Annotated in this window: 12 protein-coding genes; 3 read left to right on the top strand and 9 right to left on the bottom strand. The window is 66.2% G+C overall.

The window, feature by feature from the left end; genetic code table 11:
- Nucleotides 1-10: 10 nt before the first annotated feature.
- Nucleotides 11-1024, bottom strand: a complete 1014-nt coding sequence (locus tag AC099J_RS13905) for a Bug family tripartite tricarboxylate transporter substrate binding protein (RefSeq protein WP_479615845.1) — start codon at nucleotides 1022-1024, stop codon at nucleotides 11-13.
- A 14-nt stretch (nucleotides 1025-1038) separates the two neighbouring features.
- Nucleotides 1039-1911: a TauD/TfdA dioxygenase family protein gene (locus tag AC099J_RS13900; protein ID WP_479615844.1), complete on the bottom strand. Its 873-nt coding sequence runs from the start codon at nucleotides 1909-1911 to the stop codon at nucleotides 1039-1041.
- Nucleotides 1912-2052: 141 nt separating this feature from the next.
- Here AC099J_RS13900 and AC099J_RS13895 point away from each other — a divergent pair, with 141 nt between their 5' ends.
- On the top strand, nucleotides 2053-2991 hold the full coding sequence (locus AC099J_RS13895; RefSeq protein WP_479615843.1) for a LysR family transcriptional regulator: 939 nt from the start codon (nucleotides 2053-2055) through the stop codon (nucleotides 2989-2991).
- A gap of 169 nt (nucleotides 2992-3160) precedes the next feature.
- Here AC099J_RS13895 and AC099J_RS13890 read toward each other — a convergent pair whose 3' ends face one another.
- Entirely contained in the window at nucleotides 3161-4168 is a 1008-nt protein-coding gene (locus tag AC099J_RS13890; RefSeq protein WP_479615842.1) for a TerC family protein, read from the bottom strand.
- Between the two features lie 304 nt (nucleotides 4169-4472).
- The gene (locus AC099J_RS13885) at nucleotides 4473-5636 is read right to left on the bottom strand and encodes an ATP-binding protein (protein WP_479615841.1); all 1164 of its coding nucleotides are present in this window, start codon (nucleotides 5634-5636) and stop codon (nucleotides 4473-4475) included.
- Between the two features lie 293 nt (nucleotides 5637-5929).
- Here AC099J_RS13885 and AC099J_RS13880 point away from each other — a divergent pair, with 293 nt between their 5' ends.
- Nucleotides 5930-6241: a hypothetical protein gene (locus AC099J_RS13880; protein ID WP_479615840.1), complete on the top strand. Its 312-nt coding sequence runs from the start codon at nucleotides 5930-5932 to the stop codon at nucleotides 6239-6241.
- Nucleotides 6242-6578: 337 nt separating this feature from the next.
- Here the strand turns inward: AC099J_RS13880 and AC099J_RS13875 are convergent, their stop codons facing one another.
- On the bottom strand, nucleotides 6579-7979 hold the full coding sequence (locus tag AC099J_RS13875) for an HET domain-containing protein (RefSeq protein WP_479615839.1): 1401 nt from the start codon (nucleotides 7977-7979) through the stop codon (nucleotides 6579-6581).
- Here AC099J_RS13875 and AC099J_RS13870 point away from each other — a divergent pair.
- The gene (locus AC099J_RS13870; RefSeq protein WP_479615838.1) at nucleotides 7921-8085 is read left to right on the top strand and encodes an SWIM zinc finger family protein; all 165 of its coding nucleotides are present in this window, start codon (nucleotides 7921-7923) and stop codon (nucleotides 8083-8085) included. The two genes, AC099J_RS13875 and AC099J_RS13870, sit on opposite strands and share 59 nt — an antisense overlap.
- Here AC099J_RS13870 and AC099J_RS13865 read toward each other — a convergent pair.
- From AC099J_RS13865 to AC099J_RS13850, 4 genes are all read right to left on the bottom strand, one after another.
- Nucleotides 8006-9820, bottom strand: coding sequence for an AMP-dependent synthetase/ligase (locus AC099J_RS13865; protein WP_479615837.1), 1815 nt, complete (start codon nucleotides 9818-9820; stop codon nucleotides 8006-8008). The two genes, AC099J_RS13870 and AC099J_RS13865, sit on opposite strands and share 80 nt — an antisense overlap.
- 105 nt (nucleotides 9821-9925) lie before the next feature.
- Nucleotides 9926-10741, bottom strand: a complete 816-nt coding sequence (locus AC099J_RS13860; protein WP_479615836.1) for an ABC transporter ATP-binding protein — start codon at nucleotides 10739-10741, stop codon at nucleotides 9926-9928.
- An 87-nt stretch (nucleotides 10742-10828) separates the two neighbouring features.
- Nucleotides 10829-12016 carry an ABC transporter substrate-binding protein gene (locus AC099J_RS13855; RefSeq protein ID WP_479615835.1) on the bottom strand — a complete coding sequence of 396 codons (1188 nt, stop codon included), beginning with the start codon at nucleotides 12014-12016 and terminating at the stop codon, nucleotides 10829-10831.
- A gap of 11 nt (nucleotides 12017-12027) precedes the next feature.
- Nucleotides 12028-13065 carry a branched-chain amino acid ABC transporter permease gene (locus tag AC099J_RS13850; RefSeq protein WP_479615834.1) on the bottom strand — a complete coding sequence of 346 codons (1038 nt, stop codon included), beginning with the start codon at nucleotides 13063-13065 and terminating at the stop codon, nucleotides 12028-12030.
- Nucleotides 13066-13077: the final 12 nt, after the last annotated feature.

The following is a 13077-nucleotide window of genomic DNA, read 5'->3' as shown; positions in this document are numbered from 1 at the left end:
CTTGGGCGGGTCAGTCGAGCCGGATGTCGGCCCGTTGCGCGATCTGCTCCCACACCCGCAGGTCGTCCCGCACCGTTCTGGCGAATTCCTCTGGCGACTTGACCGGTGGGTTGCCGATGTTCAGTTGCAGCAGCCGGTCCCGCAGCTCGGGCGATGCCAGCAGGCGGTTCACTTCCTGGTTCAGCAAGGCCACCACGGGCGCCGGCGTGCCCTTGGGCGCGAACAAGCCGTACCAGCCGTCGGTCTTGAAGTCGATGCCCTGCTCGGACATCAGCGGTGCCGCCGGCAGCCCGGGCGAGCGCAACGACCCGGTGAGGCCGAGCACCTTCAACCGCCCCTGCTTGACCAACGGCATGGCGCTGGCGACATCCATGAAACCCAGGTTGATCATGCCGCCCTGGATGTCCTGCGTGATCGCGCTGATCGACTTGTAGGGCACGTGGTTCGTTCGCATGCCGCTCATCTGCTCCAGCCCCTGCATCACGAGATGACCCTGGCTGCCGATCCCCCAGGTCGCGTAGTTGAGCTTGCCCGGTTGCGCCTTGGCCAGGCTGATGAACTCCTGCATGCCATTGGCGGGGAAGTCGGTGGTGGCCACCAGCGCCACGCCACCGGCGCCCACCTGGGCGATGGCCACCAGGTCGCTGCGGGCGTCGAAGCGCTGGGTCTTTTGCACCGCCTGGTTGATCACGGTGCTGGACGCATTGCCGAACAGCAGCGTGTAGCCGTCGGGCCTGGCGCCGACCACCGCCATGCTGGCGATCAAGCTGTTGGCGCCAACCCGATTGTCGACCACCACCGACTGCTTGAGCGCCGCACCGAGGCCGGCGGCGATCACCCGGCACAGCAGGTCGCCACCGCTGCCGGGGATGTTGCCCACCACGATCGTGATCGGCCGGGCGGGATAGGCGTTGTCGGCCAGGGCTGGAACCGCGCACAGCGCGGCGGCCGCCGCGAGGAAGCTCCTGCGCTGCAGGCCGTGCGGCAGGGCTGCCACGTGCATCGTCGGGTTGGAGGATGGCATGGTGATCTCCCGGTTCAGGCGGCGACGGCCGATGCTTGCTGTTTGCGCGAGACATGCGCCTGCACGGCGGCCAGCGGCCGCGTGCCATTGATCGTCACGCGGTAGCCACTGCGGCGCGCCGGGAAGTAGTCGAAGATCGCCTGATGCTGCGTGCAGCGGTTGTCCCAGAACGCCACCGAGTTCGGCTGCCACCGGAAGCGGCACATGAAGCGCGGATTCTCGACATGGCGGTACAGCATGTCGAGCACCGCATCGCTTTCTTTGGCCGACAGCGCCGGGACGTGCGAGGTGAATACCTTGTTGACGAACAGCAGCTTGCGGCCGGTGTCCGGGTGCACGCTGACGATGGGATGCTCGGTACGCGCGAACGGGCGTGACGGTGCCAGGCCGTACTTGGTCCAGACCTTCGCGCCATCGTGCACCGCCGTCAGGCCTTCCAGAAATTGCTGCATCGGCCGCGACAACGCGTCGTAGGCCGCGTACATGCTGCAGAACATGGTGTCGCCGCCGCTGGCAGGAACGTCCGTCAGGTACAGCATGCTGCCCATCGGCGGCTCTTCCTCGCAGCTCACATCGCTGTGCCAGTCTTCGCCGGCCACGCGTTGCGAGGTCTCGTCGGCGTGGATGCGCAGCAGTTCCGGATGGTCCGGATGGTTGCCGGCTGCCAGCGGGTGGATGTGCAGCGACCCGAAGCGCTGGCCCAGTGCGATGTGTTGCGCATGGCTCATGTGCTGGTCGCGAAAGAAGATCACCTGGTGCGCCACCAGCGCGTGGCGAATCGCCTCGATGTCGGACGGCGCCAGTGGCGCCGCGAGGTCGATGCCGAAGACCTCGGCGCCGAGCGCCGGCGTCAGCGGACGGATGTCGAGCGGGGTGGTGTGGCGCATGGTGTGTCTCCGTTTCGTGGGGCTCTGATCGCCGGGTTTGGCGACAAGCGAATTGTGTTGACGGGCATGGCCTTTGCCCAATGAATTCGACCCTCCACGGCATAACCTGCTGGTTATGATGAGCGCTGAACGGAGACTGCCATGGCCAACATCTCCAGTGCCTTCTTGCAGCGTGCGCTGACGCTGCGCCACCTGCGGCTGCTGGTGTCGCTGGAAGAACTCGGCCAGGTGGGGCGCGTGGCAGCGGCGCTGAACATCTCGCAGCCCGCCGTCTCCAAGGCGCTGGCCGAGATCGAAAGTGGTGTCGGTGTGCCGCTGTTCGAGCGCACGCCGCGCGGCATGGTGCCCACCGCACACGGCGTCTGCCTGCTGCGCTACGCCCACATGATGAGCAACGAGATCAGCCGCGCGATCGACGAGTTGACGAGCATCGAGCAAGGCATCGCCACCACGCTGGTCGTGGGCGCCACCGCCGGCGCCGGTACCGGCACCCTGCTGAATGCCGCGATCCTGCAGGCGCGCAAGCAGCTGCCGGCGTTGACGGTGACGGTGAGCGAAGGGCTGCGCGAACACCAGTTGCGCCAGCTGCGCACCGGGCGGCTGGACCTGGTGGTGGGCGCGGCATTGGACAGCGCGGTGCCCGACGACCTGGACTGCACGCCGCTGTACATCGACGCCCTGGTCATCGTGTGCGGCATGCGCCACCCGCTGGCCGCCAGGCGCAAGCTCGACTGGGACGCCCTCGTGGCCGAGGACTGGGTGCTGCCGCCGCGCAACACGCGCGTGCGCGCCGCGGTGGATTCGCTGTTTCGGCGCAGTGGCGCGGCGCTGCCACGCGAGCTGGCGGCCACGCTGTCGCTCGACCTGATTCTGGAACTGTTGACGCAGGGCGGCGCGCTGGCCGTGCTGCCCCAGCATCTGGCACGGCGGCTGGCCCTCGCGGGCCAGGTGCGCGCGTTGGAGATCGACACGCCGGGGCTGATGATGCCGGTGGCGGTGTTCACGCTGGCGGGGGCGGCGCTGTCGGCGGCGACGGAGGTGTTCAAGGGGTGTCTGGTGGCAGCGGCTGCGCTGCGATGAGGCAGGCCGAGTGGCACGGTCATCCAGACGTGTTCTGCATCCCCTGCCGTGCATGCGCCGACACCCCGCCGCGCGTCATGGTCAGCTGTCGAAGGACCGGAGGGATCCGACCAATGCTGGTGAGGTGAACGCCTCGAGGCGACGAAATGCGCCTTCCAGGTGCAGCATGTCACTCAGACTTGTTCTTCGCCCCGAACGGGTAAGCACCGCCACCGCCCTTGCCCTTGGCAGGAACCATGAGCGACAGCACCATGGTGGCCGCCAGCACCACCACCGTGAAGCCCAGCGAAACCACCACCGGAATCTTGTACAGGTCGATCAGCAGCATCTTGGTGCCGATGAACACCAGGATGATGGCCAGGCCGTAGCTCAGCAGGTGGAAGCGCTCGTGCATGTTGGCCAGTAGGAAGTACATCGCGCGCAGGCCCAGGATGGCGAACACGTTGGACGTCAGCACGATGAACGGGTCGGTGGTGATGGCGAAGATCGCGGGGATCGAATCCACCGCGAACACCACGTCCACGATGCCGATCAGCAGGATCACCACCAGCATGGGCGTGGCCATCTTGACGCCGTTCACCACGGTGAAGAACTTCTCGCCGTCGTAGTCGGGCGCGATCTTGAAGCGCCGGCGCATCCACTTCAGCGCCGGGTTGTTGTCCAGGTCGGGTTCCTGGCCTGCGGCCCACCACATCTTGATGCCGGTGAACAGCAGGAACGCGCCGAACACGTACAGCACCCAGTGGAACTGCGTGATCAGCCAGGCGCCCACCAGGATCATGCCGGCGCGCAGCACCAGTGCCCCCAGGATGCCGATCATCAGCACGCGCTTCTGGGACTCTGCCGGCACGGCGAAGTAGGTGAACAGCATCAGGAACACGAAGATGTTGTCGACCGCCAGCGCCTTCTCGATCAGGTAGCCGGTGAGGAACTCCAGCGACTTCTCGCCCGCGAGCGCACGCGCGGCCTCGTCTGTTCCCGTGCCGCCGAGGTACCACCACATCCAGCCCATGAAGACGAAGGAAACGCCCACCCAGACCAGCGACCAGATGGCCGCCTCCTTGGTGCTGACGCGGTGGGCGCCCTGCTTGCTCATGGCGAAGAAGTCGACCAGCAGCGCCACGAGGACGAACGCCGCGAACAGGGACCACATGAGTGGTGAACCGATGGTTTGCATGACAGCCTTCAAAAATGAGTCGCAACAATCCACCCGGCGGCCCTTTGCAGAGCACGCCGTGATGGCTTCAGGAACCCAAGACTGGTCTTGCCGTGCCGACGTTCACGCGGTGCAGGACCGGTGCCGTGACTGGCAGCGCCGGGCCGCGGTGCAGGGCACCCCGGCCGTACTGACGACGCTGCTCCGGGATGGCGTGCTGGCGTGCAGACGCATCCCGGTGGCTACTCCCCAATAAGAGCGGGCGGAGTCTAGCGGGGGCGCGATTGCCCGCAGGGCGGGCGGGGGAATGGGGGCGTGGCGTCGATCAGCCGGGCGTGTGTTGCATCCCATGCCATGCATGCACCGACACCCCTTCGCGCACCATGTTGTCGTCACCGCCGTAGACCAGATGCGCAGGCAGCGCCAAGTCGCCAGCATGGCGTTGCCACTTGTGCAGGCCGGCCAAAAAATCGGTGTGAAAGGTTTGGCCGGACTTGATCTCCACCGGCATCAGCTTGTCGCCCTGCTCGATCAGCACATCCACCTCGTCGCCCGTGTTGCTGCGCCAGAAGAAGAGGTTGGCCGAAAGACCCTGGTTGTAGCGGCGCTTCATCAGTTCGCAGACCACGAAGTTCTCGAACAGCGCACCGCGCGCGGCGTGGATGGACAGGTGCGCGGCATCGCGGATGCCCATCAGGTATGCGGCGAGGCCGGTGTCGTGGAAGTACAGCTTGGGCGTTTTGACCAGCCGCTTGCCCAGGTTCTGGTGGTGTGGCTGCAGCAGGAACACGATGTAGCCCGCCTCCAGTACCGACAGCCACGCGCCGATGGTCTTGTACGACACGCCGCAGTCGTTGGCCAGGCTAGACATGTTGAGCAACTGCCCGCAGCGGGCCGCGCACATCTTCAGGAAGCGCTGGAACAGGCTCAGGTTCTGCACCTCGATGAGCTGGCGCACATCGCGCTCCACATAGGTCATCACGTAGTTGGCAAACCACTGCTCTGGCACCAGGGGGCGGTCGTGCAGTGGTGGATACAGGCCGCGCAGCAGAAGGTCGTCGAGGCTCCCCACGACGACCTGGGCGTCCAGCAGTTCCTGCAATTCGAACGGCAGCAACTGCACCAGTCCCACCCGGCCCGCCAGCGTCTGCGTGATGCTGGAGAGCAGCCCGAACTGCTGCGAGCCGATCAGCACGAACCGGCCCATGCGCTGGTCTGCGTCCACGCGCGTTTGCAGGTAAGAGAACAGGGCCGGGCAACGCTGGGCTTCGTCGAGGATGGCGCCGTCCGGGTAGCGAGCCAGGAATCCGCGTGGGTCTTCGTCGGCGAAGGCGCGGGTGTCGGGGTCTTCCAGCGAGACGTAGGAGCGGTCGGGAAAGGTACTTCGGGCCAGCGTTGTCTTGCCCGATTGGCGTGGGCCGGTGATCGCCAGGATCGGGTAACCACGTGCGAGTTGCAGCAGCGTGGGTTGGGCTTGGCGCGGGACCATACTTACAAATCAGAAATTGGATTTCTAAATTGTAAGCGCGCTGGCCGCCATCGCGGCCCCTGCCATCACCATGTGCGCGACTTGGCGTGGCGCCATGGCGGGCGCCCATGCGGCGATTGTTCCGCGTGCGGAAACGATCCATTGCCCGGTGCACGGTTTTTCTTTCGGGTCGCGGATTCCACAATTCAACCCATCGATGAGACGCACACAAGACGCCTCATCGAGGACGGGGACGGAAGGTCCGGCCCCGCCGACATGAGAAGTCGCAACCGTCACTTTCAAAGGAATCCATCATGAACAAGTTCATCGCCTCCGCCCTGATCGCCGCCGCCGGTTTTGCCGCAGCCCCCAGCTTCGCTGGCGACAACATCAGCGGTGAAGTCGGCTACGTGCCCCCGGTGAGCAGCGCCAAGAGCAACCTGACCCGCGAAGCCGTGCGTGCCGACTACCTGCAAGCCCAGCGCAACGATGCGCTGCCTGAAGTGGGCGAAGGCGCCGACGTGGGCGCCGTGGCACACGACAGCAGCACGCTGGCGCGTGATGCCGTCCGCGCCGAAGCCGTCTACGCCGTGCAGCACGGCGCGCACCTGGGCGGCGAAGTCTGAAAGGCTTGGAATGCTCCGTGATGAAACCGCCTTCGGGCGGTATCTTCGTTGTGGGGCGCCATGGCGACGACAGCAAACTCCCAGCCCCTGCTAACCCGCAACGTCATCATGGTGATGGCGTCGGCGCCGGAGTGGAAGTCGCCCGCGCGTTTGCGCAGCGGCACGGGAAGGCCGCGCGCCGCAGCACCGATGCGCAAGGGTCTACGTCTACGTCCTAGATCAAAACGACTTCTGGTACTGGTAAAGCACGCGCATCTGATGCCGGTTCTGCCTGCTGGATCCAATTGACGCAGGCGGTTTGTTGGTGACCCGGAAGACCCCGGCGTCCTCGCAGTCGTCAAATCAGCAGCACAGAGCGCGCGCCATCCGGCATGGCGCCGACGAACACGCCGACGTCGCGGAACTTCAGCCCGTCGTGTCCGCTGGGCTCCACTAGTAGCGCAGGCGCGCCGTGCACCCACCGAATGCCCGACGGGACGACCACGGCAAGATGCACTGGATCGTCATGCGCCTCCTGCCTGAAGACAATGCCGGCGCCCACCTGAATCGCGTCAGGGCAGCCGGTGAATCCAGCGTGGCACATGCGCCGGTAGGCGCTTTCGATCGCGACGTCCGTATCGAACGCTTGCCGGTCCATGCCGAGCCAGTGGCATAGCTGATCGATACCGACATCGGTCAGGCGGCCCGGAACGAGCAAGCAGACCTGTTCCAGGCGCAGGTGGGTCGGGAACAGCGTGCCCGACTGCCCGTCGCCATAGCTGTGCCACTGGATCGGCGCGTGCAGCGGTCCCGGTGGCGCTGGCCGCCAGCCGCGTCCCGCTTCGAGCGAACGCGCACTGATCGCGTAGACATATGAGAAGTCCTGCTTGACGTCGCATGCGCGTAGAACAGCTTCGAGTGCAGGCAATTCTTGCGCGTGCGGCGCCGGCGCTGTCGATGCGTCCTCGACCATGCCGAGCAGCGCATCGAATCGCTCATGCTCCTGCGTGGACCGCCGTTCCGTCATCCCTCCGATGAGCTGGAACACGGGCCGCTGCAGGGGGTCTCCGATCTGCCACTCCACCATCAGGTCCTGCAATGCATTGAGATGGGGATACAGCGTCTTGAGTTCGAACGCGTTGGTTCCGAGCGCGTGTCCACGGTCCACGAGGTAGTGCCCGACCCCGTCGAGGAACTCCATCGCTGTCACGGCAACCTGGCCTCCCTCGGCTGCCAGATGCATCTCCCGGCTGTTCATGATCTCCTGGTAGGTCCAGGCTCGCGCCACCCAGTCGTCGGCTTCGAGGCCATCCGGTTGCAGCCCGGCATGACCGCCAGTGGCCAGCAGCTGGATCGTGGGAGCACACGGTGCCGAGAGCACGGCGACGACTTGCGAGGCGCGTGCATAGATCGACCCCAGATGCCGCAAGCATTCGGCGCGCACCGGGCCGCTGTGTGGAACGCAGAGCGCGTCGATCCAGAGCGCGGATGGGGCCAGCACGGCGATGGCGGTCTCAGCCACCCGTAGGGCACGGGCGGAGATCTCGACAGATGGGTCATGCGGGTGCGGCTGCATCGCATCGCCCCACGCATAGGACACGCAGGTGTAACTGTGTGAGGCCATTGCCGTCGAAGCGTCGTCGCATTCCTGCAGCACCCACGTCGTGCCACCGAGGACGTAGTGCTCCGCATCGGGGCCAATGGTGTCGGCGACGCTGGCCTTGACGAGAACGCGGAAGAAATCCGTGCTTGTATTCATCGTCGATCCTTGTGCGCGTGGCCGCGCTATCTTTTGTACATGCCCTCGATTTCCCCTGCATACGCCTTGTAAACACTCCCCCTGCGCACCTTCATCGTCGCCGTGACCTCGCCATCGTCATGGTCCAGCTCCTTCACCAGCAGATGCACCTTGCGCACCTGCGACACCTGCGCCAGCCGCGCGTTGCCTTTGGCAATCTCCTCGTCGATGAGCTGCACCACCTCCGCCCGCTCCACCAGTGAGCGAAAGTGCGTGAACGGAATCCTCCGCGCCTCGGCCCATTGCGCGACCGTCTCGTAGTCGATCTGCACCAGCGCCGCCACGAACTTGCGGCCTTCGCCGATGGCGATGCACTCCTTGATGTACGGGCTGGCCTTCATGGTGTTCTCGATCTCCGACGGCGTCAGGTTCTTGCCGCCGGCCGTGATCATGATGTCCTTCAGCCGGTCCACGATGCGCAGCTGGCCGCCCGGTTCCTCACGCACCACGTCGCCGGTGTGCAGCCAGCCGTCCTGGATCGACGCGCCCGTGGCCTCGGGGTTCTTGTAGTAGCCGGCGAACACCATGTCGCCGCGGATCTGCAGCTCGTCCTTGTCGCCCAACCGGTATTCGACGCCCAATGTGGTCGGACCCACGGTGCCGATCTGCATGGCGTCGCGGCGGTGGCCGGTCACCATGCCGGTGGACTCGGTCAGGCCGTAGACCTCGACCAGCGGCACGCCCAGCGTGCGGAAGAAGCGCACCACGTCGGGCGGGATGGGCGCTGCGCCCGTCAGCGCCACGGCAGCGCGGCGCAGGCCGATGAAGTTCTGCAGCGCCCGCAGCACCGTCCAATAGGCAAGCCCATACCGCGCGCGTTCGCCCAGCGTCCACGCACTGCGCGGCTTCTCGGCCAGCGGCGCGCACGCTGCCAGGGCGCGGGTGTACAGCGCGCGGCGCAGGCCGCCGGTCTCCTGCATCTTGATGCTGATGGCGGCGTGCAGCTTTTCCCAGATGCGCGGCACGCCCAGGAACATGGTGGGCGCCACCTCGCGCAGGTCTTCCTGCACGGTGCGGATTGATTCGCCGAAGTTGACCTGCGTGCCCAGGTACAGCGGCACGAAGCTGGTGAACATCTGCTCGGCCACGTGGCATAGCGGCAGGTACGACAGGTGCGTGGTGTGCTCGTTGAGCCCCAGCCGGTCGACGATGCCGGGCACCACGCCGCGGATGTTGCGCCACGACACCATGGCGCCCTTGGGCGCGCCGGTGGAGCCGGACGTGTAGATCATCAATCCGATGTCGTCCAGCGTCTGCGCGGCCAGGGCCGCATCGATGCGCGTGTTACCCTCTGCGGCCTGCAGCGCGGCACCGGCGGCTTCGAGTTCGACGAAGCTGGTGATCAGCGCGCGGGCCTCGGGCGCGTAGCTGGCCAGGCCCTTGGTCTCGACGATGACGATGCGGCGCAGCCGGGGCAGCTGCGCGATGGCCTCCAGCACCTTGTCGGCCTGCTCCTGGTCTTCGCAGACGACCACCTCCACATCCGCATGGCCCAGCACGTAGGCCACTTCGTTCGTGGGGCTGGTGGGGTAGACGCCGACCGTCACGGCGCCGATGAGGCCCGTGCCCATCTGCGCCAGCACCCATTCGACGCGGTTCTCGGACAGCACGCCCACGTGGCTGCCTTTGCCCAGACCGATGCTCGCCAAGCCCAGGCCGACATGGCTGGCGCGGCGCAGGTAGTGGCCCCAAGTCAGGGGCTGCCAGATGCCGAAGTCCTTCTGCCGGATGGCGATGGCCGTGGGCTGGCGTTGCGCCTGCGCGCGCAGCATCTGGGGGAGTGTTTTCTCAGGCAGTTGCATGGTGCGTGTGCCTTGGGGAAGAAGAGGCTTCTGGAGGCGCGGCAGCGCGGGTGCGCCCCCTCTCCCCGGCCCTCTCCCGCGAGGGGCGAGGACGTGAGTACGGGGTCACGACAACCACCTTTTGCGCCGCTTGTAGTGCTTCAACTCCTTGAAGCTGCGGGCCTCGCCGCTGCCGCCCACGCCCAGGTAGAACTCGCGCACGTCCAGGTCGGCCGCCAGCCGCTCGGCGCTGCCGTCGATCACGATACGGCCGCTCTCCATGATGTAGCCGAAGTCGGCCACGGCCAGCGCCACGCTGGCGTTCTGCTCCACCAGCAACATCGACACGCCACGCTCGGCGTTGATGCGCGCGATGATGGTGAAGATCTCCTCCACCAGCAGGGGCGACAGGCCCAGCGAGGGCTCGTCCAGCAGGATGAGTTGCGGCTCGGCCACCAGCGCACGGCCGATGGCCAGCATCTGCTGCTCGCCGCCCGAGAGGTAGCCGGCCAGGCCCTTGCGCCGCTCGTGCAGGCGCGGGAAGTAGGCGTACACGGCGTCGAAGTCCTTGGGCGCGGCCTTGCGGCCGGTCAGCGCGTAGGTGGCGGCGATCAGGTTCTCTTCGATCGTCAGGTCTTCGAACACGCGCCGGCCTTCCATCACATGGGCCAGGCCGCGGCGTACCAGCTGGTGCGGTAGTTCCCCACCTGTGGGCGCGCCGTCGAACGCAATCTGCCCGGCCTGCAGCTCGCCGTCTTCCAGCGGCAGCAGGCCGCAGATGGCCTTGAGCGTCGTGGACTTGCCGGCCCCGTTGCTGCCCAGCAGCGCCACGATCTGCCCGCGCGGCACGGCCAGCGACAGGCCGCGCAGCACCTGCACGACCTTGTTGTAGACCACCTCGATGTTGTTGACTTCGAGGATCGCGCCGGGCGATGCGGACATGTCAGTGAGCGCCCGGCCGCCCGAAGCCACTGAGCGCCCCCTCGGGGGGCAGCGATACGCGAAGCGATGAGCGTGGGGGCTGCATTTCTAGAGCTTGATCCAATCGGAGGCGGCGACCATCTTCTGCGCCTTCATGTCGGCGCGGTACACCCGGCCCACCGGGATCGAGTTGCCCGAGATCGTGATCGGCGTGCCGATGATGCCGCCCGTGTCGAAGTCCTTGATCGTGTTCAGCGCCGCCTTCAAATTCTTGCCGTCCAGCGGCTTGCCCGCGTCCAGCGTGCGCTTGGCCGCCTCGGTGAACAGCATGGCTGTCAAGAAGCCCTGGATGTACGCCGTGCTCTGGTACTCCGGCCGCAGCGCGCGGATCTTCTCCAGCATCGGCGCCTTCTCGGTGTCGTAGTAGTAGCGAAACGGCATCACGCCCATGAAGCCGTCGCCCGCCTCGCCCATCTTCATCACGGTGGAGCTGTCCATCGTCCAGAAGGTGCCCATCCACTTGCTCGTCATGCCCTGCTGCTTGCCTTGCTGGATGAACTCGGGAATTGGCGCCAACACATATCCGTGGAAGATGGTGTAGTCGGGCGCGGCGCGGCGCAGCTTGATGACCTCGGTCGACACGTCCACGCTGCCGGGTGGCGTCATGATCTTGACGGGCACCGACAGGCCCAGCTTCTTGGCCTCTGCCTCGCTCTCGTCGATCGGGTCGCGGCCAAACTCGGAATCGCTGTAGACGAAGGCCACCTTGGCACCCGGCTTTTCCTTGGCGATGTGGCGCAAGAGAATGCCGATCATCTCGGTGTAATCCGGCCCCACCAGAAACTGGTTGGGGTACTTGGCCGGGTTGTTCAGCTCGGTCGCAAACGATGCGCCGGCCATCAGGATCTGGCCGCTGCGGTCCAGCTCGGGGTTGATGGTCTTGGCAAAGCCGGTGGAGTCGCCGTAGTACAGATGCACCTTGTTCTGGCTGGTGATCTTCTTGAACGCGGCCACCGACACGTCGACCTTGTAGCCCGTGTCCTCGGGCACGTAGCGCAGCTTGCGGCCCTTGATGCCGCCCGCGTCATTGACGATCTTCACGTAGTCGGCAATGCCGGCGTTGATGCCGATGCCAGCGAACGCGAACACGCCCGTCATGGGGATGGAGCCGCCGATGACGATGTCTTCGGCCTGGGCGCGCACCGTCAACGGCAGCGTGCCCGCGGCCAGTGCGGCGCCGGCGCCGAGCACCAGGCTGCGGCGGCGTGTGGAGGTGGGGGTCTTGTCTGCGCGCATGTCGGTCTCCTTCAGTTTCTAAAAGGCCACAAGTGAAAGAAGCGGCGGACGCGCCGCCACATTTCGGCGAGCCCGTGCGGCTCGAACACCAGAAAGCCGACGATCAGCAGGCCGAACACGACCGTGCGCACCGGCGACAGGAACACCGTCATCTCGGTGCCGCCCGGCAGCAGGTCGAAGATGAGCTTTAGCACCTCGGGCACCAGCGTCATGAACACGGCACCCAGGATGCCGCCCAGGATGCTGCCCATGCCGCCCACGATGATGGCGGCCAGGAAGAAGATCGACATCAGGAGCGGAAAGCTCTCGGGCGTGACCACGCGAAAGAAGTAGGCCCACAGCCCGCCCGCCACGCCCGCGTAGAACGACGACAGGCCGAACGACAACAGCTTGGTGCGCAACAACGGGATGCCCAGCACCTCGGCCGAGATGTCGCGGTCGCGGATGGCGATGAACGCCCGGCCCACGCGCGTGCGAAACAGGTTGGCCGCGCCCAGCACCATCAGCAGCATCACCGGCACGATCAGCCAGTAGATGCGGAACGAGGTGTCCAGCGGCAGACCGAACACCGTTGCGGGCTTCAGCGAGAGGCCCGTGGTGCCGCCCGTGAGCGTGAGGTTGGCGAACAGGAAGTGCGCGATGAACGATGCGGCGATGGTGGCGATCGCCAGATACAGCCCCTTCACGCGCAACGACGGGATGCCCACGACGATGCCGCCCAGCATGGCGACCACGCCGCCCGCCAGGATGTTCAAAAGGAACGGCGTGCCGTAGCGCGTCTGCAGGATGGCCACCGTGTACGCGCCCAGGCCCATGAAGGCGGCCTGACCCAGGCTCACCAGGCCGGTGTAGCCGGTGAGGATGTTCAGCCCGGTGGCGCTGGCCACGTTGATGGCCACCAGGCAGGCCAGGTACAGCCAGTAGTCGCTGGCGACGAAGGGGAAAAGCAGCAGCAGCGCGGCTCCAATGGCCAGCCACGTCTTCTGCGTGCGCGAGTCGAACAGCGCCGCGTCGGCGGTGTAGGTCTGCTTGAGGGTGCCGATGCGCATGGTCAGTTCGCC

The organism is Rhodoferax sp. RT4P68, assembly GCF_056521305.1.
This window is presented reverse-complemented; position numbering and strand designations above follow the sequence as displayed.